The following is a 24,138-nucleotide window of genomic DNA, read 5'->3' as shown; positions in this document are numbered from 1 at the left end:
CACCTCAGTCCAGCAGTCCTGGGGTTGAAACTATGTCGAAGTACGTGAAGACTGGTCCATCTTTACAGATGTACTTCCAGCTCGTGCTCGTTCCGACGTTGCAGTGGCCGCACTTCCCGATTCCACATTTCATTCTTCTCTCCAATGTCACGAAGATGTTCTCTGGGCGATAACCGTAGTTGATGAGGGCCTCAAACACTGACTTATACATTCTAGGAGGCCCACAGATTGCAACTGCAGTGTTCTTTGGATTTGTGTTGGCCTCAACGATGAACTGCTGTGGCCTACCCTTTAGGCCCGGCCAGTTTGGATCCCTAGTGACGCTCTGGATGATTTTCACGTTTTCAGCCTCAGCTAGGTCTTTCATTGCCTCCAGCTCCTTGTAGAAGAGGAGATCCTTCCCATAACGTGCGGTGTTTATGAAGGTAATGTTTCCATACTTCCACCTGTTGTCCATTGCATAGAGAAAGACGCTCCTAAGAGGTGCAGTTCCAAGGCCAGCAGCTATTAATAGTAGATCCATTCCTTCCCACTCATCCACTGGGAATCCATTACCGTAAGGCCCTCTCACAAGAACAGTATCGCCAGGCTTTAGTCTATGGACAACAGTTGTGACCCTTCCTGCCTTTCTTATACAGAGCTCAAAGAATCCTTTCCTCATTGGAGAAGAGCATATACTTATGGGAACCTCTCCAACTCCAGGTATCGTCAGCTGGACAAACTGTCCAGGTTTGAACGTCCACTTCTCTGCCAACTCGGGATCCTCAAATCTAAAGAGGAAAAGCTTTTCCGTTTCCGTCAAGGAGTAAACCTTTAGAACTTTGACTCTATGAAGGGCATACGGATTATCATTTGGCATCATAATCTCTTTTGGCAACATCATACTCCATCACCTCTAATGTTAGAGGAATATGCAAATCCTCTCTTTGGAATCTCCTCACTAACCGTTGGGGGACATTTGTTCTCCTCAAGTCCTAAAATCCTTCTAAGATTGCCTACAAAACTTATATTGGCTGGACAGAATGCAGTACACCTTCCACAACCGACACAGTAGCTTAATCCAAGCTTTTCGTTATATGCGTTCTTACAGAGGTATCTGTTCCTAAAGCGATCCTTCTTTGTGGGCCTGAAGTTGTGGCCCCCAGCAACTAAGCCATGACTTCTGAACTGACAAGAATCCCATCTTCTTTCCCTGTATCCAGTAACTCCATCTAGGTTTACAATATCCTGAACTTCATAGCATCTACACGTTGGGCATGTGGTGTTACATATTCCACAAGCCAAGCACTTATCTGCCTCCTCATCCCACATTGGATGTTCCATTTCCAACTCGAGAAGATACCTCAAGTTGCCCCAGTCTTCGTGGTATTTGAATGCTTGCTGTCTCCTCTTTTCAAAATCTCTAAATGCACAGATATCCTTGTCCGTTACCTCTTCAAAGAGCTTTATGTTCTTGTCAACAAGCCTGTGCCCAGTTGGAGTGCCAACCCTTACCAACCATCCATCGGGCAGTTCATGGAAGAACAAGTCAAAACCATCATCAGCGAAGTCTGTTTCTCTTAAGTTACAGAAGCAATATTCATCTGGCATACAGCTTATTCCAATGATTATCCCCTTCTCTCTCCTCACCTTGTAGTACTTGTCGGGGAACTCATCAAGGTATACCGTGTCTAGGATCTTTAGGCCATATATGTCACACGCGTGGACTCCAAATATAATAAATGGTTCAACTTCCTCTATTACCTCCCTGTATTCTGGTTTTGAAATGTCGAACTCAAAGAGCTTTTCCCTCGGCTTGAAGAAGAACTTCTTAGGTGGCATTATTGTCCTGTTGTAGTGGAATTCTATCTTTCTAACATCATCAATCTCCCTGAAGTCATAGAACTTGTCCGAAATTTTTACTGGAGCGTAAAGCTTCCCCCAGTCTTTAAGTCTTTCCAAAAACTCGTAAGTGTTTTCCTTGGGTAACTTAACATACCTCACACAAACCACCTCCCAATGAGCATAATTGACCAATACTCCTCAAATTTTCGTTAGTGAACATTTTTGTTTCCCAGTCTAAAGTTGGTGAGGGAGATAAAAAAGCCTTTTTAAACCCGAAAATTGAAAACCAAAGGTTAAAAACCCCTAAATTTTTGGAAATTAGACTTTGATGAACAAGTTGAAGTAGGATAGAATATAGTTATACAACAGTATAATAAAAAGAGAAGAAGATCACTCAATAAAGATCGCAGGCTTCAAGGGCATTGCCTGCTTCTTCTTTCCACCCTTATCTTCACTTGGGTTTATTATGATCTCAATTCCAAGCTCTTTCTCTATAAAGTCCTTTGCTTCCCTCAGAACTTTCTCTTCATCAATTCTCTTAACTTCAAAGGCTCTATCCTTTATTAGCCTTTCCACGATCTTTGCAATTTCCTTTCCACGCTTTCTCAGCTCTTGATCCTTCATTAATTCTGACATTGCCGCCTTGAAGTCCCTCTTCTCTGCCACAACTTCCACTACCTTCCACTTCCAATCTTCAGCGGTGTATATGTATGCCCTCCTAGCATTTTCTATCTTGGCCACTTCAATTATCTCCTTTATATCCTCCATAACGCTCTTTACGTACTCCTCTTCGGCCTCTATAGTCTCGTTCCACCACTCTTCAACTGGATCTGGCCACTTTGCTAGGCTGACGAACCCTTCCCCACCAAGCTTCTCCCAGAGCTCTTCACAGATGTGTGGAGTAAATGGGGCCATCAACCTAACCCATATATCCGCAAGAGTTCTGAGCACGTACCTCTTAGCTTCATCGTCCCTTCCTTCTGTCCTTCTTAGATACCATCTCAAGTCATTCATTATGGTGTAGAAGGCCCACTGAACAGCTGTCCTCGTCCTGAACTCTTCAAGAGCATCGGTTGTTCCTTTTATGGCCTTGTTCAATCTGTGGAGCATCCACTTGTCTATATCCTTAAGCTCAACGTTCTCCCTAGCTTCATACTCAGCAAACTGACTTATTAGCTCGTAAAATCTTTCAATCTGTTTTCTTAGCCTTCCTACCTCCTTCCTCCTCCAGTCGAAGTCGCTGTCATGCTCGGCTAAACTCATTATGTAAAGCCTAACTACATCTGCTCCATTTTCCTCAATTGCATCTATGAAGTTGAGCACATTACCCTTGCTCTTGCTCATCTTTTGCCCCTCTAGGGTTCCAAAGCCATTCACTGCTATTCCCTTTGGCCAGTGCTTCTCGGGGAATATTGCCACATGGTTGAATATGAAGAACGTTAGGTGGTTGGGAATTAGATCCTTAGCTGAGCAACGCCAGTCAAGTGGATACCAGTATTCGAACTCCTCCTTCATCTCATGAATAATCTCTGCTGAGATTCCTGTCTTCTCCTCTAGTTCCTTCTCTTTCTTTTCGTCAAACTCCTCAAGGAATATGTAGTCGAAGAATTCTGGCGTTAGCTTTTCTGGATCTAGCTTTCCTTCCTCTCTGAGCTTGTTTATGTGCCTGCTGATGGTGTAATATGCCATATAGATAGTTGAATCGCTTAGACTCTCAATTACCCAATCAGGATCCCAGGGTAGAGGAGTTCCAAGACCAACTTTTCTTGCACATGCCTTCTTGTCCAACCACTCTATTATGGCCTCAAACTGAGCCCTTCTGCTTTCTGGAAGAATTTTCATTCTCTTCAGAGCTTCCCTCGCCTTTTCTTTCCATTCAGGATTTCCATAGTCAATGAACCACTGGTCATGAATTATCTTTATCACTGCCCTGTTTCCAAACCTTGAAATGACGTTCTTCTCGGCGAACTCGTACATTATCTCCCCAATTCCCTTCTCCATTAGATCCTTAGCTATCAACTCCTTTACCTCAGAAACTGGCTTTCCTTCATATGGAGGTATCTTGAATATTCCCTTGTGATACTCAGCCCTGTAAATTGTCTTAGTAGCTTGCTCCAGCTTATCCTTATCCTTCTGACTCTTCACTCCCAGCTTTTGAACCTCTTCAACCGCTGGGAATTCCCCATAACCCTCCAATTTTATTAGGGAAATGTAGGTTATGTTCTCAACTATCCTGGGGTCTATATCATATTTTAGCAGAATGTCGGTTTGCTTCTTTAGATCTTCCAATGCTACATGATCAAATGGAGCATGAGCAGGAACGCTCATCACTACACCAGTGGCATTATCAGGATCGACAAACTCTGCTGGCAGAATTATGACTTCATCCCCTGTTACTGGATTTCTAACGAACTTTCCAATTAGCTTTTCTCCTTTAAATTCCTCAACAACTTCAATTTCTCTATCTTGGAACGAAAGCTTGTAGGCTGCCTCTTTGCTGATTATCCAAGTTTCAACTTTATCTCCCTTCTTCACCTTCGCCTTGACGTAAGTGGCCTCAGGGTTTAGCCACATGTTCGTTACTCCATAGACAGTCTCAGGCCTCAGAGTTGCCGCGGGAAGATAAACTGTTTCTTCTCCTTCTTTTAGCTCGAATTTTATCAGAATGTACTCAAGAATTGGAACGTCTTCTCCATCCATTAGGTCGTGATCACCCAGCGGTGTCCCCACTACTGGATCCCATCTCACTCTATGAGTTCCTTTTACAATGTATCCCTTCTCCTTCAGCTTCCAGAACTGCCACTCGATGAACTTGCTGAACGGTGGGAAGAGGGAGGTTGTGTAGAATTCCCTACTCCAATCCACACTGAAGCCTGCCCTTATGAAAGTCTCTTTTGCTGCTTTCATGAAGTACTTTACAATGTTCACTGGATCCTCAAATGTCCATAGTATATCTTCTGGAACCTTGTATACATCCCTGTATATCCAAATTGTTTGGGGATCCCTGTTCTTTATCCTTTCAGCGATTCCAACTATTGGAGAACCTGTAATGTGCCATGCCATTGGGAATAGGACGTTGTATCCCTGCATCCTCTTGAACCTAGCTATCACATCTGGAATCGTATAAGTCCTTGCGTGGCCCACGTGTAGGTGTCCTGACAGGTAGGGGAATGCCACTGTAATGTAGAACTTCTTCTCCTTTGGCTTATCCTTTATGTTTGGTTCGAAAATCTTAGCCTCAAGCCACCTTTTCTGCCACTTCTCCTCAATAGCCTTGAAGTTTAGCTCAGGCATGGCTAAAACCTCCTTTCAATTGTGCAATAGAAGAGCTAGAATAACAAGTAGGCAAGTCAGAGGACATCAAAGATACAGAGGAGAAGGTACTCCCTCCTCATTGGCATCGCTTCTTGTAAGGATCTTGGGTATTTAAAAGTTTTGATTACCCTTATAATATTGAAAGAAGAAAAATTTATATATTAGTTTAGAATATGGAGTAACGCCTAACATAAGTAACTTAGGTGAATTAACTATGAGGAAATATATCATCGTTGGAATCCTAGTTCTATTTTTATCATCAACAACTGCATACTCCACCCTTGGAACATTGCTAGGATATGTTGATGGGTATAAGGTATTCTATTCAAAGTATTATAAGGTGACAGTTGTTGATTCCGAGGGAAGGGTAGTTTGGTCAATACCATTACGGTATTATTCCTCAGCTGCCATAGGAAAAGATTTCCTAATAGTCGCCAATGTAGATGAGGACATGTATAAGGTTAACGTAACGATTTACTTACCAAAAACTAACGAAACATTCCAATACTCCTTCCCCATTGATCGACCAAAAACGATAATAAAAGTCGTTGCAAATGGAAGTTATGCAGTTGTCGGTGTATCCTACACGTGGATGCTCTATTATTTTAAGAGGGAAAAGCTCCTTTGGGAGGGTTCACTCTCAATTGAATGCGGCTATGAGGACTATCCCTACTTTACTTTACACCTAAGCAGGAATGGCTTTGGCTATGCAATATCAAGCGATGGCTGTGCTGTCACCTACTTTAGTCCCAATATGTGGGGAGCTTTTTTACCTAACAAGAATTATTGCCTAAGCTTCGTTGAAGGGCCACCAAAGAATCTTAGCCAGGTTCTCGGCGCTGAAATTCTTACTAAATGCTTAGTCCTTAAGATGAAGTACAAGGGGAAAGAAAAGGGAATCTACTTCTACAGGTTTGGGACATATAATGTGGACAACTTTACATTTAAAGCTGAATACACAGAAAACACACTAGCAAATTCTGAGTATCTTCTAGCTTTTTACAAGGATTATATTGCTCTCTTTAACTGCTCTGGAGAAGTCCTCCGTATCAAAGGAACCTTTAACGAAGTATATCTTGCAGGAGAGGGCTTTGCTCTCGTTAAATATAGAGAGAATGAAGTTTATATTACCCTCTTAACGGTAGAAGAGAAGCCCGAAGTCAGGTTCATTAGAGCTGTCCTTTGGAAATGATAGGATGGGAAAAATTAAGAGCCCCCCTTTAGCATTAAGGAGAGGAGGAGTAATACTAAAACAAATCCAGAACCACAAATCTTGGTTAAATTGCTTGATGTACTAGGAATATTTGTTCCTGTTCTAGTTTTATTGCAGGTAATCTTTTGTAGGGGTTCTATAGGTAGTTTTACGATGGTTCCATTCTCAATCCCAAAGATTAGTGGAACATCACGTATACTCATGCTAATGGAAACGGTAATGACACTCTCATTGACGAGTACAACTCCATTCTTCGCTTTAAAAGCTGTCAATGAAGAGTTTACCACTCCGAGACTTCTTCCATGAACTTTTGAGGTGGGAGGCTCAAGGAGTTTGATCAATGTGTCATTGCAATTTTTGAGTGAAGTTCCGTTAGGATAAGTTATGTCAATGCATTTTGAAACCAATTCAAAGCAATCGTCTTTAAACCGGTAGATTTTCTCCACTCGAACATTCCTCATAAGGGGAAAGCTTCTGGACTTGCCATTAACTGTGAAGGTGACGTTTTTGTATGTTTCCCTATACGTGGAAATTCGCACGGCGTAGAGGGTGTCATTTAGGAATCCTGCTGGCATTGTCCAGTCAAGTGGAGGGCCGAATCCACCCACGAGGAATGCCTTCCTACCATCAGTAAGGATTAGGTAGGAATTCACAGTGTCAACCCTCTCAACCCACTCACCAGCAATCATTTCGCAAATGTAGCTCCAATGAGAGACCTCCACTAAAATCCAACCATCCACCTGGGAAACAGAACTAACACTGTAAACCTCGTGCGGAGAACAATCCGCAGAAACTGCCGGAAAGAAAAGGATAAGAAATGAGATAGGGACTAAAAGGAGCATGAGCTCCTTGGCCATTATCTTCACCTGCTCGTTTAGGGATTGTATCTCTTCTTATATTGTCTTTTGATAGATAGCTGAGACTAAAATTGAGGAAAATGAGAAGGGTAAAAATAAAAATCACCATTTTGGAAATTTTGATTTCACTTTCTTCCTATTTTTGAAAAGATCAGAGGTGGTATTAAAAACAAGAGCATGACAACTCCTGGTCCGCAGATTTTGTGTTTTCTTCTTGGTGTGGAGGAAGTAGTAGTTTCATTGATTATTGTTGGAGTCGGCTTGCATAGTGTAACGTTAACGATCTTAACATCCTCTGGAAACCAGAAGCCATTTAATCCATCCGTTGTATTTATGTAAAGGAGCGTTACCCTCCTCACTTGATCACCCTTTTTGAGAAGGAAGTACACTGGGAAGTTTGAAGAGTTGGGGACAAAGTGATGCCACTTCTCTATGTCTATCCACCGTCTAACCTCCGACCAATTGTAAACGCTGGCATTCTCGGCGATGAAGAAATCGGCGAAAACAGGGTCTTCACGGAATTCCTCGGGGATAACAATCTCCCACCCGTTAATAGTCTTATTCTCAGTTTTAGTTGTCACGGTAACGTTCACCAACTCCACGCAAAAGTCCTCACTCAAACGATAAACAGGATTTAAGTCAATACTTTTAAAGGATCCTTCTGGGTATGCACGAGATGTTAGGTTAACGTACCAAGAGCCATTTAAGTAGAAGATATCATGAAAGAATGGGGGGTAAATAGTCATGTTCGTCATGTTTTTGGGTAACATTTCTCTCAGGGCTGGAGTAAAGTTGAGGAGGTAAAGATTGGAACCATCGTAGTAGAGAAGGTACTCGTAGGCATCATATACTTCAGCCCAGCAGGAAGTCATGCCACAGGCTATGTTATAGTTCTCAACCCCTATATGAATTAGAGCACTTGTACCGTTGGAGTATATATGATACCAGACTTCATAGAGGAAACCCCCTTGCTTTACAGAGTAAACTGCAGAAGCCATTGGAGCAGAGAAAATAAGAAGGGCAAGGATAGGAATCACCAACCTGGGCATTTTGACTTCACCTTGTCAACTACTTTAAAGTCAGTGCCAAAGTAGTATGCTCTGGTTGAGAAGGCACTAGTGCTAACTTTCATGATTGCCTTATAGTAATCGCAGGCACGATCAATGCATTTCTCTTCAGTTTCTGGAGTGGGTTCTACATCACATCCAACCTTTTCGTGGAAAGAATCATTCTGCCACCATCCTTGGACGCTTTTACAATACGCACAATTACTTTTCTCTCCAATTATACTATTATCAGCTTCCATCTCGATTGACAACCCCTCATCTTTCATCCACTCTACACGGCGAACAAGCTCTTGGAAGGTGTAGTCACTACCATCACTTAGCTTGGTAGTCTGATAATAATGAGGCTGAACAAAGACATTGTCAAAGTACTTAGCAAGAGTGGGGATAGCACAAAAAGTCTTCACCTGCTCCATAGTCCTATTTCCAATCGTTGGAATCCAAATTAATTCGAGCCCATGACTGTGAATATAATCACTCATCTCTTGAATGAACTCTTCAGTGACATGTGCTTCATCATAAGATGTGGTCTGGAGGCAGCTTTCGTAGCTCCAGTAGAAGCCGAGTCTGTTATCATCATCAACCCCGAGAACTCCGTCAATCCATTCCCTCCAGTAAGAGTTTTTGAAGCCATTGGCAGGGTTATCCCTAAGCCCACCACTACCATAGGAGAATGGTATTGTAATGTAATAATCTATTGAGGTGATGTGAGTCCTAATCCACAATGCTAGGTAACGAGCATCCTCAAACCCATTCCCAGTGTAATTGATCCCCCTTCCCTCCCCACCTAGGAAGACTACCCTATCAAAACCCCTCTCCCTAAACAAGTGAACCTCATCATAATACGTTCCTGGACTCCTCCCATCAAGAGTCATCCTAGACTCATAACCACCCAGAGTATCATTCCACCTTATCCACCACAAGGCAATCCTCGACACGAAAATCACCAAGTTTAACTAACTCCTATAGTACATAAAAACCTTACGGATAAATAAAACGAATCCAGACAAGTAGAAGAACAACATTTAACACTGAAATAACAAATTACAACCACACATTAGAACATATTCTATAAAATCCTGCATATTAAAGAAAAGGGAAAACAAGAACTATTAACTCTCTTTCAGCTTTAGTTAGCCTTCTTCCCTTTCCCCCATCAACTACAACGTCATCCTCTATCCTCACTCCTCCCAAGCCTGGAACGTAAATTCCAGGTTCTATCGTGAATGTCATCCCATCTCTAAGGATAACTTCGCCATCTGAGCCTATGTACGGCTCTTCATGAACGTCGAGACCGAAGCCATGACCAGCTCTGTGAATGAATTATTCACCGTAGCCGGCCTTGGAGATAACTTCCCTCGCCCTGGAGCCAACATCTTTCGCTTTTATTCCCTCCCTGACTGCTTTAAAAGCACTTTCCTGGGCACATTAAATACCTCGTAGATCTTAACTAACCTTTCATCGAGTTCCCTAAGCCTATGGTTCTCGTTATATCCGAGCAGTAACCTTTCCATCTCACACCGTAACCCAGGATAAGGATGTTTCCCTTCTGATCTTCCTCTCGCCTGGTTCATGGTGGGATTAGTAACATTTTCGCCAAAAGATACTATATGCTGTGCTATTCCATAGGAGTTGAGGAAATAGAAACTAGGGGCAATAATTCCTTATGAGAATGTTCAACTTAGGCTAAATACGAAATATAACAACATAATGTACTCGCTAACGAGCTTGGTATAATTTTGACATCTTTCTCAATACAATATTATTTTCACTCATTGTCAAAAATTTATAGATTCAAATGTCTAAACATTAAACAAAATCCAAATCAGTATTAGAAAAGTTTATAAAACTTTGAAGAATTATTATAATTGCCCCTTCACAAATAAATGGGGGGGGCAAATGAATAATAGAAGTATTTTTGTTCTCGTTTTAGTGTTGATGACATTAGCAACGGCCTTCGTAACAGCAAAGACTACAGAAGAATCCACAGATAATGCAATACAGGCGACTTTGCCTCCCTATTGTGTATACTTCGACTCTGATTATGACACTGATGCTCTTTATGGCCCTGTCACTAATACACCAATAGCTGGAGTATATGCTTATGTCAGCGGGGAATTAAAAAAAGCCCCCTGTTCCAATAAGACTAAAATAGAATTGAAATATGTCAAGCACACACGATGGAGGGGATATCCCCGGGGCTATAGTACCAGTCTTTATGGGTTATCTTCCAGGCCAGGATATTAATGCTGCATGGACAGATTCATATGGTGCTGGTTTAGGACGGTATTGGCATGCCCATGCAATTATTGGAGTTAGGAATTAGGAGGTGAGTACTAGTTGAAAAAGTACCTAGTCCTATTTACGTTCTTCCTTTTATTTTTCTCTGAACCACTAACTGCGATTCCTTATTGGATTAAAGAGGGAGTATATATAACCTATGTATCTCGCCCTTTGGAGCCTCCCGATCCCGAAGATATCCTTAATAAACACGGATATGGTACTATGACAATTGTGTATAATAGATCGGGACAACTCTTCTTAATAACAACATATGGCAATGGACAAGTAAACTTCACAATAAGTTCAATAAGCTCTAATCTAACAAAGGTAAAGATAAAGATCTCTGGAGAATATGTTGTCGTTAGATATTATTACCCTTCAAACTCCACACCCAATTTCACACCATTTTGGAATGAAGATGACGTAATTGCCATGGAAAGTGGCCCTCTAATGTTCTCAAAAGGATATTCTGTTATGAAAGTAGCCCTTTGGAATTTGACGCTTTGGGGAGAATACTACATAGACACAAACACAGGCGATGTGTACGATTTAAGCGGAAAATATTATGGTAAAACAATTCTCTGGAACGATCCTAACAATCCAATGAAAATAAACGAAACAATTTGTTTTGATTTTGAGGGAAAGCCTATAAAGGTTGCAAATGTCACTATCTCTAATCTTTCTGTTCTGACCTATTATAGAGTATTTAAGCCTCCAGCTATTATGATTAAGACAACCTCGGGTATAGAAAAAGTTCCTCCAGATTTAAAGACTGTAGGAAGGAATATGATGACTTACGACGGCTCCTCAGGAATTCTTTTGAGCATGCTGGGTTTTCATGTTCCAGATGCAAAAGCCGCAGGGTTCCCAGTACTATATGGGTTCGATGAGAAAATGTATGAACTTAGCAAGAGATCCAAAGATGATAAACTTATGATAGCAGGTGGTCTAGTTCTTTACGATACGAACGCTAATTTCCTACAACTTAAAAGGATCCCATACTCTCCACCTACAACTCCCTTGGCTTATCTCTATATTATATCTGGATTGTTTGTAATTATTTTCATCCTAATAAAACTAGCTAGGGAGGGGAGGTCATGAGTAGAATTAAAACTCTTTTTATGTGGGAATTAAATGATCCACTCAAGGTAGACATATTGCTCGCGGGTATGTTGCTAAATACTTCAATACTTCATCGCTCGTACTTAATTGTAATGTCCTCTCTAACTATTTCTATTGGTACCTCAACGCTAATGGATAACCCTGGGAATAGTCCAACTACCTTAGTAATCGAGGGCGTTCTTAGAAACTTCAGCTTCTGGATGAGCTCCCTGTTATTTCTCATACTTCTTGGAGTTATAACATTCAGACTAGATAGGGATTCTGGATATGCAAATTCCCTATACTCTCTCCCCTACTCAAAGCTTGAGATCTTCCTTGTAAAATTTTTCACAATTATCATTTTCTCTGCATTTTTAGTGTTTTTGCCGTTCTTCTCAGTTATAGTTCTTTCAAACTTTACTATAATTGACTATCTCCCCTCTATTTTATTCTCCGATATGATAAAGTTCCGCTTAATCATGGCCATCTATACACTCCTTTACTCTCTTTCGATTATTACTCTTTTGTCTCTTCTTTCTCCAAATGTATTTGTTGGCTTCATAGTGAGTTTTCTTTCTATCTTTATTCCAATCTTTCTCAATATTGCAAATATTCCCCCAGCTCTCTTCATACTTTCATACTATGGAAGTGTCTCACCATTTGATCAGAAGCTATTAATTTCTGGAATGGTTGTACCTGCTATTCTTCTATCCCTCTCAGGACTTCTAATAGATAGGAGGGATGTCAAATGAGGATTTTTATTGGACTTCTAACATATTTCTTACTTCTTCCCTCTGTCATGATGCTACTTTATTACGGATACTCAGCCGAGCTGCATTCTTCAGGACCCTACTCATTACCCCCAACAGAACGTGGAAAGGGATATTTTCTAACGTTCTCAACACCAACACAATCGCTGGCTGAAGTTGAATGTCGTGGGGGGCTTGGAAACCTAAAAATATTTGATAGATTTAGTGGGGAGCCAATTTATTCCGCAAAAATTTCAGGACAGCTTTTAGAAGAACTCATAATTCCGCATGAAGGGTCTTACTATATGGCTTACTTTGGTAATGGTTCTATTTCTTGTATTTTAAGGTTCAAGGAGAATCATCCAACAAGGAGCGTGCAAAATGCTACATACTTTGTAGGAATAGTATCGGCATTCGGTCTCATACTCTATCTCTGGAGGGGGTGGAAAAATGATAGTCGCTAAAAACCTTGTAAAACGCTTTGGAAACATATATGCCCTCAAGGGTATAACCACAGAGATTCCCGAGGGAACTACTCTTATCCTAGGCCCTAATGGAGGGGGAAAGTCTACCTTTCTAAAGCTCGCTACAGGAATATATAGACCCACCAAGGGAAAAATAAGGGTTCTTGGAGAGAACCCATGGAAAAGCAAAAAGATAAAAAAGTATATCGGTGCCTCCTATGATCCTCCCTCTTTTCCTAAGCTGATTACGGGTAGAGAATGGTTGATGTTCTTTGCCTCTGCTAAGGGATACGGAGAGGAAGAAGTTGAAAGGGTAGCAAAGTTATTTAAAATAGATTTTCTTGATAAGAGGATAGGAGGATACTCCTCTGGAATGCTAAAGAAGTTAAGTGTGGCACAGGCTTTTATAGGAGAACCAAAACTCATATTCCTAGATGAACCTCTAGCCAACCTTGACTTTAAGAACATCGCTGGATTTATCAAAATTATGAGAAAAATTAAACAGAATAATGAGTCGAATTTCGTGATAATCAGTCACATTTGGGAGCCTCTGCTTTTCCTCGCTGATTGGATCTTGGTTATTGCTGACGGAGAAATAGTGCTCGAAGGCGATGTACAGGAAGTCCAGGAAGACGTTAAAAGTCTCTTTAAAGTAGATGTGGATATTAATGAAGAGCAGGATGAACACGCTTAATTCCTGTAATGCTTAGAAACCCATCTTCTAACATTCACAAACTTGCACTCGATAAGTGGAAGGCTACTAGGACATTTGTGATCTCCTATACGTGGAATTAGAGGGTACTCCCATTCCATCAGTGAATATAAATTCACGATACCAACTCTCTCCTCAATCCCACTCATGCAACCACAAGATTAACTTTGTACTGCTAACCCGATACTCCAAGACGCTCAAAATCTTCCAAGTCCCAAGCGAGCCATCCTTCCTCTTTTATTTTATCTTTTCCTTTGACGTTTTTAGCTACAAGCCCATAATGCTTTCCCCACTCATCCAACCCAACAAGTTTAACCTTCCTCTTCAAATCCTTTAAAATTCCTCTCGCTTCCCTCTCACTCAAATCCTTCCACTTCACCTCTATAAAGAGAGCCTTCTTCTCACGCTCATTCAAGGCAACAAGATCTATTTCTTCCCCTTTGTGCCACCACCTTCCAATCTTGGTGAACCTAAAGTTAGTCAGCTTCGTGAAGACCTCAGGTTTTCTCAAGAGGCGTTCAAAGACTCCTCCCATGTATTCCTTGAAATCCTCCTTGGAGCGCTCCCAGATCTCTTTACCCAGCCCGGTCTCAAGATAGCTCTTGTTCGGGAGAACGTAGCGGAACCAGAATGCGAGATAGTTATCCGTTATCGAGTACTTGCCCCGCTTTAAGGCTTCCTTCCTTGAGGCCGTAACTGGCACCTCCCGCTCCACAATTCTAAGTTTTTCAAGGACATTAAGGTACTTGGACACGAGACTCTTATCAAGGCCCGTGGCGTTCACAATTTCACCAAACCTGCTCCTTCCGCTTGCAATTGCCTGGAGTATTATGAAATAATTCGCCGGCTCCCGCATCTCTTCCTTTAGGAGTATCTCGGCCTCCTCATAGAGGAAAGCCCCCTTAGAGAGAACCTTCTCCACGACGTTCTCGTCGAAGCTCTTCTCTGGATCAAATTGGAGGAGATATGCGGGAATTCCTCCGAGGACGCCGTAAACTTTCACAATATCCTCGGTAGAGTAGCTCGGGAAGAACTCCCTCAAGCTCCAGAATGGGAGCTCGTCGACCATCCATTGGCCAGTCCTCCTTCCATAGAGTGGACTTTTGTAGCCGAGAACTTCGGTTTCCATAGAAGAGACGCTCGATCCGCAGAGGATCAGCAGCAGATCGCTCTTCGAAAGCTCCATATCCCATGCCCTCTGGATAAGAGACAAAACAGGCTTATAATGCTCGATTAGATAGGGAAACTCGTCAATAATGAGAACCACCCTCCTTCCCCGAACTCTCTTTGAAAATTCGATGAGGAGCTCATCTATATCACTGAACTCTATCCTCGAAAACAGTCTATCTCCAAGAAAGTCTCCCATCATTCTCTGAAGTTCACGAAGGTTGTCTCGGTAGGGTTTCTCGCTTGCCAAAAAATAAACATGCTCTTTATTCCTCGCAAAGTGTAGGAGAAGCTCTGTTTTTCCTATTCTCCTTCTTCCATAGATTATCAGAAGTTCCGCGTCTCCCGAGGCGTACCTTTCCTCAAGGAAGGCCAGCTCCCTCTCCCTGTTCACGAACTTTTGTCTACTCATGAGTATAATACTTGTGCTTCAACTATTTAAGAATTCCGGTTATTGCGCTGGTGAGATAAAACACTTCAATTGTCCCCCAGAAGGTCGTCCTCTGGATGTCTTCTAGATCCCAAGCGAGCCTCTTATTTTGTCTTTTCCTTTGACGTTTTGGCAACGAGTCCAGCTACCAAGTCAATCTCCTCGTTTTTATACCACCACCTCCCAATCCTAGTGAACCTAAATGGAAGCCTTCCACTCTTGTTCAACGTCAAAAGGAATTCTTTGGCTACATCTTCAAAGACTTCTGCAGTGTAGTAGTCTATGTCATCCATTACGGTATCAACTAGAAGCTCCCCGTTTCCGCTTTCGATCAGGTCGGCATTTGAGTAAACGTAGTGGAACCAAAAGGCGAAGTAGTTATCCGGTATATAGTAAATTCCTGGGTTCGTCAAGCTCCTCCCAAAGGATAAAGAGTGCATCGCCATAGAGTAAGGAGTCAACTCGGAAGTAACTCTTAAGGTTCTCCTCAAGACTCTTTTCATCACTTAACTCAAAATGGTATGTCGATGTGCCTCCTAAAATCCCATAAACCCTTAAAAAATCTTCAAGCGAGTATTTTGGAAGAAATTCACGTGCGTTGAAGAAATCAAGAGATTTAAGCTCGAGCTGAGCTGTTTTTCTACCGTAGAGCGGACTTGCCCAAGGTTTTCCCTTTCGCCTGTCTCCCTCGCAAGCAGATAAAGGCCGCCATACCTCCTCAAGAACTCAAGTATGAGAGCAGTTTTCCCACCCTTCTCCTACCATAGATCACGATGAACTGGGCTTTTCCATCTTCTTTTCTGTCTATGAACAATTGTTTACTCACCGGTAATTTACTTGTGAGTAAATCGATGCGTGACTTAAGGTTCTTTTAACTCCGCAATGCTTAAAAACTCACCTTCCAACATCCACCGACTTGGCGGGGTAAACCCGCGGGATGTCCCCGGATGGGGGAACCACAAACTAGGGAGGGAGAGCAATGGGAATGTATAAGTATATTAGGGAAGCTTGGAAGAGCCCAAAGAAGAGCTATGTAGGAGAATTATTGAAGCAGAGAATGATAAAGTGGAGAAGAGAGCCTGTAGTTGTTAGGATCGAGAGGCCAACGAGACTTGATAGGGCTAGGGCCTTGGGATACCAGGCAAAGCAGGGTTACGTTATCGTTAGAGTTAGGGTTAGAAAGGGTGGAAGGAAAAGGCCCAGGTGGAAGGGTGGAAGGAAGCCAAGCAAGATGGGTCAAGTTAAGTACTCACCAAAGAAGTCCTTGCAATGGATTGCTGAAGAAAAAGCTGCAAGAAAGTTCCCCAACCTTGAGGTTCTCAATAGCTATTGGGTTGGAGAAGATGGAATGTACAAGTGGTTTGAAGTAATTATGGTTGACCCACACCACCCAGTTATCAAGTCCGATCCTAAGATAGCATGGATAGCCCTCAAGCACCACAAGGGTAGAGTATTCAGAGGTCTCACATCAGCTGGAAAGAAGGGTAGAGGACTTAGAAACAAGGGTAAGGGTGCAGAGAAGGTTAGGCCAAGCATTAGAGCTAACGAGGGTAAGGGTAAGTAGGCTTAGTTGCAAAAACTCCGAGTGCTTTTTCTACCCTTTTAACATTTGTAAACCCTACTTTTCTAAGCCTTTCCATAACTCCCCTCTGAAGGTCTTTTTCCCTATACTTTTTGCCCGGGTTTCCAACGTAGTGGAATAGCCTTCCCCCAGGTTTTAGAACCCTGTATAATTCCTCGTAAAATTCCTCGCTGTACAATTCCCCAGCGAGAGAGAACCTGGGCGGATCGTGGATAATTACGTGAAAGCTTTCATCTTCAAATTCTTTAATTACAAAGAAGGCATCTCCCTGGATTATCTTTATGTTTTTGTTTGTGAACAACTCCCTACTCCAGGGGTTTATTCTCGCAAGTTCGATGACGTTCGGATCCTTCTCTATTGTTATAACTTCAGCTCCCCTCCTAGCTGATTCTATAGCGGTATACCCTAGACCCATGCAAGTATCCAATACCTTTTCTCCCCTCCTGGGATTTACCGTGTTCACCTTATTCATTGTATCTTCTAGGGGATTCGTGTCCTTTGTCCTATGCATCCTTATGCCGTTAATCTCTATTGTTGGAGGAATTGTAGGAACGAGTTTGTAAAAGTGTTCTCCCGCTATTGCAGCTTTATAAACTTGGCCATTCTTAACGAAGTACACTGTACCTTCATCTTCAGAAATCTTTTCCACTATTCTAACTTCTACCTTTGAATTATCTGGGAATAAAACAAAGTCCCCTTGAAGGTAAAGTTTTTCCTTTTTGTTACTCCTCATGAGGTCTAAGTTAACCTCAACTTCCTCCTTACCCTCTCTTTTGGCTTTCAGAATTTCCCTCGCCTCTCTGAAAGTTAGGAAGTACATCATCCAACAACTCTATCAAATACCCTCTTAAAGTTGTCGAATGCTATGGCCTTGACTTCTTTTTCACTGAAGTTCTCCTTCAATCTCTCAATTAAATCAGGTATCCTTCTCTCATTTTCTAGCCCCACCACGCTCTTTCCGCTCCACTCTGGGAGATAATATACGAAATCAAACCCAAATCCAACGTGCTTGTAACCTACCAGGTCAACTACATGCTCTACGTGGGCGATGAACTTTTCAAGTGTTGGATTGTCTTTATCTACGAAGGCTGCAACGGCTGTAATTCCAACAACACCATCTCTCTCAGCTATGGCCTTTATTTGCTCATCAGTTAAGTTCCTTGGATTATCGCAGAGTGATTTTGCGTTTGAGTGCGAAGCTATAACTGGAAATCCAGTAATGTCAAGAACGTCCCAGAATCCAGCTTCATTAAGGTGACTTACGTCTATTAAGATCCCCAACTCTTCACATTTCCCAATGACTTCAGCTCCAAAGTTCGTTATTCCTCCATTTGTCCTCTCGAAAACACCGTCTCCAATCTGATTTCTTAAGCTCCAAGTTAATGTCAGCACTCTTAATCCCAGGGAGTAAAATATCTCTAGGATATCAAGACTTTCTATTGGTTCTCCTCCCTCAAGGCCGAGCCAAAGTGCCACCTTATCATTTTTAATAGCTTCCTCCATCTCTTTTATGCTTCTCACTATTTCAAATCTCTGGCTCTCTGCAACGTCTGAGTACAATCTATTGATGGCTTCAAGGGAATACCTCAATATAATAGGTCTCTTATCTGGCTTGCTCCAAATGCTCATAACTCTCGCTGAGATTCCAGTAAAGAACTCATCAAATTTTTCTTCTAAAACTCTTGTTTTTCCGTTTTTCCTTTCTTCATAAATGTATGTGGGTAAATCTGAGTGTGCATCAAATACTCCAATGCTCATGTTATTCACCAAAAGTGTTTTATTCCTTAGCACATAAAAAGACTTATGGACACAAGGGGGGAAAACTATGAGCACTGTGGCCGAGAGAATACCTACTGGAGTTAAAGGGCTTGACGAACTTATTGAGGGAGGACTAATTCCCGGGAGGGTGTACCTTATTACAGGGCCCCCCGGAAGTGGAAAAACAACGTTTGGCATGCAATTTCTTTTGGAAGGGGCTAGAAGAGGAGAAAAAGGAGCATACATTTCACTCATTCATAAGCCCGAAGAAGTTGCTAAAGATATAGCGAGATTTAACCCTTCAATATATGCCTACGTAAACACCTGGAAGATTATTTTATATGACCTTGGCCCTGTTCTGTGGAGAGAGAGCACTAAGGTTCCCACTTGGAGGAGCGTTTTGACTAGAATAAAAGATATTGTAGAGAACGAATACATCACGCGGCTTGTGATAGATCCCCTAACAGCAATAGACTTTCCACACCAAGATCCGATTGAAAAGAGGGTTGAACTTGCAAAGTTCATTAGAAGTCTGGAGGATCTAGGAGTTACCGCATACTTGATAGCTGAGATGACAGATCTAGATAGATATTCAGAGGAGCACTATTTAGTTAGTGGTATTATTATGCTCCACTACTTCATGCATGAGGGTAGGATGATTAGGGCAATTCAGATCTTTAAGATGAGGGGAACAAAACACGACCCTAACCTAAAATTACTTGAGTTTACAGACCATGGGTTGGTGGTATACAACAAATCTCCGTTCGAGGTCGAATGATATGGACAAGCCTGAAGAAATTTTAAATGAAAAAGATATAATCAAACGAGCCTACAAGTTTGGATTTTATGTTGGATTACATGGCCATACAGACTGGTTTGGTTGGGTAGCTGAAGTTAAAAAGAAGATATACGAGGAGGCAAAGCACCTAGGAGTTTACGAGGAAGTTAAAAAAGCTTATATAAAAGGAAAAAAAGCCGGAAGAGTGGAAAGAGAAAAGAGAATCCATTTAGGTCTAATGAAGCAAACAACTTCTGAAATCCCTGAAAAAATTAAAATAGTTTCAATCGAAAGAAATAGAGGATCTATCGCCTCTTTGAACTTCCCCAAGATTGAGGATATGCCTAAAACCATAAAAAAGCCGAGATTTTTCAGACTGCCCAAAATTCTCAGAGGGGGAGAAGAATAATGTTTATGAAATTCACATATCACTTCCACGCCTATCAGCCTGGAGACATTATATACATCCACGATGGCTCTGGATGGGATCCAATAAAGTATTCAGAGAGATTAAGTCCAGTTGCCCTAAAAATTAGAGAGGAAGAAGTAAAAGGGAGGAATTGGACGAGAGCAATGATTAAAGCTTACGAATACGTTGACGACACTCTAAAAATGCTTGACGAGGGTTCTGTTAGTGTAGATATAGAGCCGTTCACACTGTATATGGTTCTCAAATATAAGCCAAAAATTTACGGAGAAATAGTCGAAACCCTAGAAACCTATGTTGAGCCCGTAGTTACAGTTCCCTTTCACCCAATAATGCCCCACCTGGGAACTTTTGAGCAGGAAGTATTGGCTAGAGTATCCTTTGACTTCTATAGGCCTTTCATAGCCAGGAGAGATATTGTTGGGTATTGGCTACCTGAGAACGTTATAACAAAAGAAACGGCAAAGATAATCACAAGTTCTACAGATAAAGAAGTTGTATTCCTGTTAGATGAGAGACAATTTATTGGAGTTAACATACCCCAAGCAAAGTTTTCATGTAACAAGTACCTCTGTAATGGGAAGAGCGCATATGTTTTTGGGCGAGTTCATACAATTAGCGATGCCTTTGCTTTCAACACTCTTGATGTCGACGGGTTAATTCAGGCAGTGGCAAAGGGGTGCATTGACGTCTTCAAAGAAAAAGAGGGGATAGAGTATCTAGTCTTTCTTTCCAGCGATTTGGAGAGTTTAGTTGCGAATCCTCAGCAACTGGATAGATTTCTCTCATGGATTGAAGGATTGAAAAAGAATGGGATTGAGATTGTAAATTCAGTAGAATTCGTGAGAAGAAAGAAGAGTGGGGAATACAAGGCTCTCCCAGGGGAGTGTAGCGACAGTTTTAGAATAAATGTAAAGGATTACTCAAGCTGGAGCGATTACTTTGATTTAAGTTTAGATGGAAGAACTAGCGACATGAGGTGGACGGGAATAAGGAGAGAAGATAACGTTGTAATAAACAGAATATACAAGGGCAAAAAAGTTTCCCAACTTTGGAAATATGCCTTTACAAAACTGTTTAGGGAGCTCAATAGGGCAGTGAGATTTGGTGTAATTGACCTTTTGAAGATGCAAGGAGTAGAGAATATAAATGCAATCAAGGAGTTTTTGGTGAGGTATGCGAGGATATTCTTTAGGGAACACTACGAATACTTTGAACTAGACACAAGCGTTGACTACGTTATGGAGCCTATTAAGGAGGCAGATCCATCAATAGCCCTAAAGCTTGGGAGGATTTATTACATAATGCTCCTCGCTAACCATTCTTGTCCCAGGTTCTGGGAGAACATAGATACAAGGGTAACATTCGGAAACGTTGTGGCTATAAGCAAGGCCCTAATAGATCTCATGGAGCTATACATGGAGGAGAATGAAGAGAGGGCAAACTACATCTTCCTCGAATACATGAAGCTCTTGGCGTTTCCTCAACTGTATTATGATTATGATCTCTTTAATTTAAAGGGATTGGAAGGGTGGGAGACTACAGAGAAGGCTTGGTTTGAGAGTTTAGCCAGCGAGGTTCCCAATAGCAAGTACAACGTCGTGACTAGGGCTGCATTGTATGCTGGAAAGAAAGATCTTCCAAAGGACATGAGGGGAGTTATAGAAGTCCTCTACGACCTAAATGAGGCCGTTGCAGATACGGGCCACATACCTGGAGAGATGCATGGAAAATGGGAAAACATGGAGTGGTGCGAGCATAAAGGGAAAGAATAGTCAGGGAATTAACCTCTTTCTGTCCCTGGGGAATAGAATTACCTCCCTTATATTTCCTATATTCAGCATTCTCATTATTAACCTCTCAGCTCCAAGTCCAAATCCACCATGAGGGGGCATTCCATATTTGAAGGCTTTCAAGTAAAACTCAAAGCTTTCTGGGTTTAGTCCCTTCTCTTTTATCTGCTCTAGCAACACCTCATATCTGTGCTCTCTCTGCCCTCCTGAACTTATCTCTATTCCCCTGTATTCGAGATCAAAAGCCCTACATATCTCTGGCTTTTCATCATATTTCATAATATAGAAAGGCTTCGCCTCGCTTGGGTATTTGTAGATGAAGTAAAGCTCTACCCCTTCATTTTCGCTCATGTACTTCCCAAGTAATTTCTCTCCCTCGGTATCTATGTCTTCCCCCCATGGAATTTCTTTTCCTAAGTCAGACAAAATTTCAAGGGCTTTATCGTATGTTACCCTAGGAAATGGTTGCTTCGGTTCTTCAAGCTCGAATTCAAGAATCTTTAGCTCCCTCTCATTGTGCTCTCTCACATAGTTGATTGCATAAACAACTAAGTTTTCAAGAACATCCATTACTTCCTCTTCATTTTCAATGAACGCTATCTCTGCATCTATACTCCAAGCCTCGTTTAGATGTCTGGTCGTATTGTGCTCCTCAGCCCTAAAGATGGGAGCTGTTTCAAAAACTTTATCCAGCCCAGTGGCCATCATGATCTGCTTGTACAGCTGAGGTGATTGAGCAAGGAATGCATCGTTCTCAAAATACTTAATTGGGAATAATTCCGTTCCACCTTCAGTGGCCGTTGCTATAATTTTTGGAGTGTGTATTTCTATAAATCCTTCATTATAGAAGAACTCTCTTATTGCCCTGAACACATTAGACCTTATTTTGAAGATTGCCATTACCTTTGGATTTCTAAGATCAATAAACCTATTGTCAAGCCTGGTATCAAGCTCGGCTTTTACTTTCCCTGTTGGATCTAAGGGAAGGGGAGTCTGGGTTCTGTTAAGTATCTCAAACTTCTCTGGAATTATCTCAAATCCAAGCTTTGCTTTTGGAGTGAAGTTCACGATGCCTTCAACAACTACTACATCCTCACTGTTAAGCTTTGGAATAAGTTTGAATATCTCCTCACTGACTTTCTTTTTTGGTGCAGTTATTTGAACAATCCCTTCTCTGTCCCTAATCCACACAAATTTTATTCCACCGAGGTCTTTTACTTCTTGAACCCATCCTGCAACTTTTACTCTTTTACCATTAAGCTCCTCAGTAATCTCGTTAGAATAATGTGTTCTTAACATCTTAACCCCCAAACAAAAGATGGCAAGTTGTTTTTAAATTTTAAGAAAAAAGAGAAGAAATCAGAAGAGCCATTGGTTCTCTATACATTCGTCACAAGGTGGCTTTTCACCAGCAATTGCCTTGAACTTCTTGTATATACACTCTGGGAGGCCAAGTGGACACCTCTCAGGGGTTAGTTCTGGCCTGACTTTTGTCGGATCTAGCTTTATTCTTATGTAAGCTTCATACTCCTCAACTTTCTTCCATGGTAAGATCTTTGCTCCATAGATTACAAGATTGTCGTTAATCCTTGCATAATCCCCAACCACTGCATTCTCCTTTATGATTACATTCTTCCCAACAACAACTCCCTCTCCCAGGATTGTATCCTTGAGCTCTGCTCTCTCCTTTATTATGTCGCTTCCCAGGAGGATAGACCTCTTTATATAAGCCTTATCTTCAATGATGGTGTTTGGCCCAATGTAAGTGTAGGCCTTAATCTTAACTCCGTGGCCAATCTTTGCATTGTTATCAATGTAAACTGGGCCCTGGACTTCGACATCCTCTGGAATTTCAACATTTTCTCCCAAGATCATGTAGCCATTTTCCCTTGAAAGCTGATCGAGAGCAATCTGGTGGGCATAGAATAGGTCTTCAGGCGTTCCAAGATCAATCCAGTAGTATTCCTTTGGCATCCTGTATCCGTAGACTAGTCCTTGGCTGACGAACTTTGGAAGGATCTCCCTCTCAAAGTAAACCTCCTTGTTTTTGGGAATCTCCTTGAGGACTTCCTTGTTAACCATGTATATTCCAGCATCAACCAAGTTGGTCTTGGGTTTCCTTGGCTTCTCCTCGAAGTCAATAATCTTTCCTTCTTCATCTACGATGACCACACCAAACCTCTCTGGGTCATAAACCTTCGTTAGGGCGACTGTTATGAGACCGTCGTTCTCTTTGTGAGCCTTAATCAGTTCTGAATAATCAAAGTTCGTAAACACATCGCCATATATTACTAGGAAGTCGTCGCTCACGTAATCCTCAACGTTCTTTAATGCTCCACCAGTTTCCAAAGGCATTGGGTCATTTACGAATCTAATGTCCTTAGGATAATCAACCATCCTCTCTTGAATGAACTCTCTTATTTCTCCTCTCATATAGTGAACGGAGAGTATTATCTCATCTATCTCGCTGACTTTTTCTAGGGCTTCAAGAATGTACTGAAGATTTGGCTTCCCGAGTACAGGAACCATAGGTTTTGGCCTTGTTGATGAAATAGGCCTTAATCTAGTTCCAAAACCTCCAGCAAGAATAACAGCTTTCATGATATCACCATTTGTAATTT

Annotated in this window: 22 protein-coding genes and 1 pseudogene; 10 read left to right on the top strand and 13 right to left on the bottom strand. The window is 41.7% G+C overall.

Features of this window, described 5'->3' with window-relative positions; genetic code table 11:
* Window positions 1-4: 4 nt before the first annotated feature.
* The 3 genes from hydG to leuS all read right to left on the bottom strand — a co-directional run bounded on the left by hydG (window position 5) and on the right by leuS (window position 5,118).
* Window positions 5-883, bottom strand: coding sequence for an NADPH-dependent hydrogenase/sulfhydrogenase 1 subunit gamma (gene hydG, locus ACMFNG_RS07100; RefSeq protein WP_011012027.1), 879 nt, complete (start codon window positions 881-883; stop codon window positions 5-7).
* A complete protein-coding gene (gene hydB, locus ACMFNG_RS07095) occupies window positions 880-1,983 on the bottom strand; it encodes an NADPH-dependent hydrogenase/sulfhydrogenase 1 subunit beta (protein WP_011012026.1) in 1,104 nt (367 codons plus the stop codon). Before hydB ends, hydG begins: the two co-directional genes overlap by 4 nt.
* 231 nt (window positions 1,984-2,214) lie before the next feature.
* Entirely contained in the window at window positions 2,215-5,118 is a 2,904-nt protein-coding gene (leuS, locus tag ACMFNG_RS07090) for a leucine--tRNA ligase (protein ID WP_011012025.1), read from the bottom strand.
* Between the two features lie 235 nt (window positions 5,119-5,353).
* On the opposite strand from leuS, the gene ACMFNG_RS07085 reads away from it, so the two are divergent.
* Window positions 5,354-6,331: a hypothetical protein gene (locus tag ACMFNG_RS07085; RefSeq protein ID WP_011012024.1), complete on the top strand. Its 978-nt coding sequence runs from the start codon at window positions 5,354-5,356 to the stop codon at window positions 6,329-6,331.
* A 14-nt stretch (window positions 6,332-6,345) separates the two neighbouring features.
* Here ACMFNG_RS07085 and ACMFNG_RS07080 read toward each other — a convergent pair whose 3' ends face one another.
* The 4 genes and pseudogenes from ACMFNG_RS07080 to ACMFNG_RS07065 form a co-directional block, all read right to left on the bottom strand.
* On the bottom strand, window positions 6,346-7,209 hold the full coding sequence (locus ACMFNG_RS07080; protein ID WP_011012023.1) for a hypothetical protein: 864 nt from the start codon (window positions 7,207-7,209) through the stop codon (window positions 6,346-6,348).
* A gap of 125 nt (window positions 7,210-7,334) precedes the next feature.
* On the bottom strand, window positions 7,335-8,258 hold the full coding sequence (locus tag ACMFNG_RS07075; RefSeq protein ID WP_011012022.1) for a hypothetical protein: 924 nt from the start codon (window positions 8,256-8,258) through the stop codon (window positions 7,335-7,337).
* A complete protein-coding gene (locus ACMFNG_RS07070) occupies window positions 8,243-9,223 on the bottom strand; it encodes a DUF4855 domain-containing protein (RefSeq protein WP_011012021.1) in 981 nt (326 codons plus the stop codon). The genes ACMFNG_RS07075 and ACMFNG_RS07070 overlap by 16 nt, the downstream gene beginning before the upstream one ends.
* Before the next feature lie 136 nt (window positions 9,224-9,359).
* A pseudogene (locus ACMFNG_RS07065) lies at window positions 9,360-9,883 on the bottom strand (M24 family metallopeptidase); the annotation flags it as partial.
* Window positions 9,884-10,437: 554 nt separating this feature from the next.
* Between ACMFNG_RS07065 and ACMFNG_RS07060 the strand changes: the two are divergent.
* The 5 genes from ACMFNG_RS07060 to ACMFNG_RS07040 are packed head-to-tail and all read left to right on the top strand — an operon-like array spanning window position 10,438 to window position 13,564.
* Window positions 10,438-10,599, top strand: coding sequence for a hypothetical protein (locus ACMFNG_RS07060; RefSeq protein ID WP_288073015.1), 162 nt, complete (start codon window positions 10,438-10,440; stop codon window positions 10,597-10,599).
* 14 nt (window positions 10,600-10,613) lie between these two features.
* Window positions 10,614-11,657: a hypothetical protein gene (locus ACMFNG_RS07055; protein WP_014835262.1), complete on the top strand. Its 1,044-nt coding sequence runs from the start codon at window positions 10,614-10,616 to the stop codon at window positions 11,655-11,657.
* The gene (locus tag ACMFNG_RS07050; RefSeq protein ID WP_430515129.1) at window positions 11,654-12,409 is read left to right on the top strand and encodes an ABC transporter permease; all 756 of its coding nucleotides are present in this window, start codon (window positions 11,654-11,656) and stop codon (window positions 12,407-12,409) included. Before ACMFNG_RS07055 ends, ACMFNG_RS07050 begins: the two co-directional genes overlap by 4 nt.
* Window positions 12,406-12,870: a hypothetical protein gene (locus ACMFNG_RS07045; RefSeq protein ID WP_011012016.1), complete on the top strand. Its 465-nt coding sequence runs from the start codon at window positions 12,406-12,408 to the stop codon at window positions 12,868-12,870. The genes ACMFNG_RS07050 and ACMFNG_RS07045 overlap by 4 nt, the downstream gene beginning before the upstream one ends.
* Window positions 12,857-13,564 (top strand): ABC transporter ATP-binding protein, encoded by a 708-nt coding sequence (locus ACMFNG_RS07040; RefSeq protein WP_011012015.1) that lies wholly within the window; start codon window positions 12,857-12,859, stop codon window positions 13,562-13,564. The genes ACMFNG_RS07045 and ACMFNG_RS07040 overlap by 14 nt, the downstream gene beginning before the upstream one ends.
* Before the next feature lie 193 nt (window positions 13,565-13,757).
* On the opposite strand, the gene ACMFNG_RS07035 is transcribed toward ACMFNG_RS07040, so the two are convergent.
* Complete coding sequence (locus ACMFNG_RS07035; RefSeq protein ID WP_011012014.1) at window positions 13,758-15,161, bottom strand: ATP-binding protein; 1,404 nt, start codon at window positions 15,159-15,161, stop codon at window positions 13,758-13,760.
* A gap of 122 nt (window positions 15,162-15,283) precedes the next feature.
* Window positions 15,284-15,682 carry a DUF234 domain-containing protein gene (locus ACMFNG_RS07030; protein WP_014835261.1) on the bottom strand — a complete coding sequence of 133 codons (399 nt, stop codon included), beginning with the start codon at window positions 15,680-15,682 and terminating at the stop codon, window positions 15,284-15,286.
* Window positions 15,683-16,158: 476 nt separating this feature from the next.
* On the opposite strand from ACMFNG_RS07030, the gene ACMFNG_RS07025 reads away from it, so the two are divergent.
* Window positions 16,159-16,743 carry a 50S ribosomal protein L15e gene (locus tag ACMFNG_RS07025; protein WP_011012009.1) on the top strand — a complete coding sequence of 195 codons (585 nt, stop codon included), beginning with the start codon at window positions 16,159-16,161 and terminating at the stop codon, window positions 16,741-16,743.
* On the opposite strand, the gene ACMFNG_RS07020 is transcribed toward ACMFNG_RS07025, so the two are convergent.
* Window positions 16,721-17,584, bottom strand: coding sequence for a class I SAM-dependent methyltransferase (locus tag ACMFNG_RS07020; protein ID WP_011012008.1), 864 nt, complete (start codon window positions 17,582-17,584; stop codon window positions 16,721-16,723). The genes ACMFNG_RS07025 and ACMFNG_RS07020 overlap by 23 nt on opposite strands.
* On the bottom strand, window positions 17,581-18,519 hold the full coding sequence (locus ACMFNG_RS07015; RefSeq protein ID WP_014835258.1) for a dipeptidase: 939 nt from the start codon (window positions 18,517-18,519) through the stop codon (window positions 17,581-17,583). The genes ACMFNG_RS07020 and ACMFNG_RS07015 overlap by 4 nt, the downstream gene beginning before the upstream one ends.
* 67 nt (window positions 18,520-18,586) lie before the next feature.
* Between ACMFNG_RS07015 and ACMFNG_RS07010 the strand changes: the two genes are divergently transcribed.
* From ACMFNG_RS07010 to ACMFNG_RS07000, 3 genes are read left to right on the top strand one after another with little or no spacing between them, the layout of a single operon-like run.
* The gene (locus ACMFNG_RS07010) at window positions 18,587-19,297 is read left to right on the top strand and encodes an RAD55 family ATPase (protein ID WP_014835257.1); all 711 of its coding nucleotides are present in this window, start codon (window positions 18,587-18,589) and stop codon (window positions 19,295-19,297) included.
* A gap of 1 nt (window position 19,298) precedes the next feature.
* A complete protein-coding gene (locus tag ACMFNG_RS07005) occupies window positions 19,299-19,706 on the top strand; it encodes a hypothetical protein (RefSeq protein ID WP_011012004.1) in 408 nt (135 codons plus the stop codon).
* Entirely contained in the window at window positions 19,706-21,499 is a 1,794-nt protein-coding gene (locus ACMFNG_RS07000; RefSeq protein ID WP_011012003.1) for a glycoside hydrolase, read from the top strand. Before ACMFNG_RS07005 ends, ACMFNG_RS07000 begins: the two co-directional genes overlap by 1 nt.
* Here ACMFNG_RS07000 and aspS read toward each other — a convergent pair whose 3' ends face one another.
* Both aspS and ACMFNG_RS06990 read right to left on the bottom strand, forming a co-directional pair.
* Window positions 21,500-22,816: an aspartate--tRNA(Asn) ligase gene (gene aspS, locus ACMFNG_RS06995; RefSeq protein WP_011012002.1), complete on the bottom strand. Its 1,317-nt coding sequence runs from the start codon at window positions 22,814-22,816 to the stop codon at window positions 21,500-21,502. It lies immediately after the preceding gene.
* Between the two features lie 60 nt (window positions 22,817-22,876).
* Window positions 22,877-24,118, bottom strand: a complete 1,242-nt coding sequence (locus tag ACMFNG_RS06990) for a sugar phosphate nucleotidyltransferase (RefSeq protein WP_011012001.1) — start codon at window positions 24,116-24,118, stop codon at window positions 22,877-22,879.
* Window positions 24,119-24,138: the final 20 nt, after the last annotated feature.

The organism is Pyrococcus woesei, assembly GCF_050496105.1.
In the GTDB taxonomy this organism is placed as follows: domain Archaea; phylum Methanobacteriota_B; class Thermococci; order Thermococcales; family Thermococcaceae; genus Pyrococcus; species Pyrococcus furiosus.
This window is presented reverse-complemented; position numbering and strand designations above follow the sequence as displayed.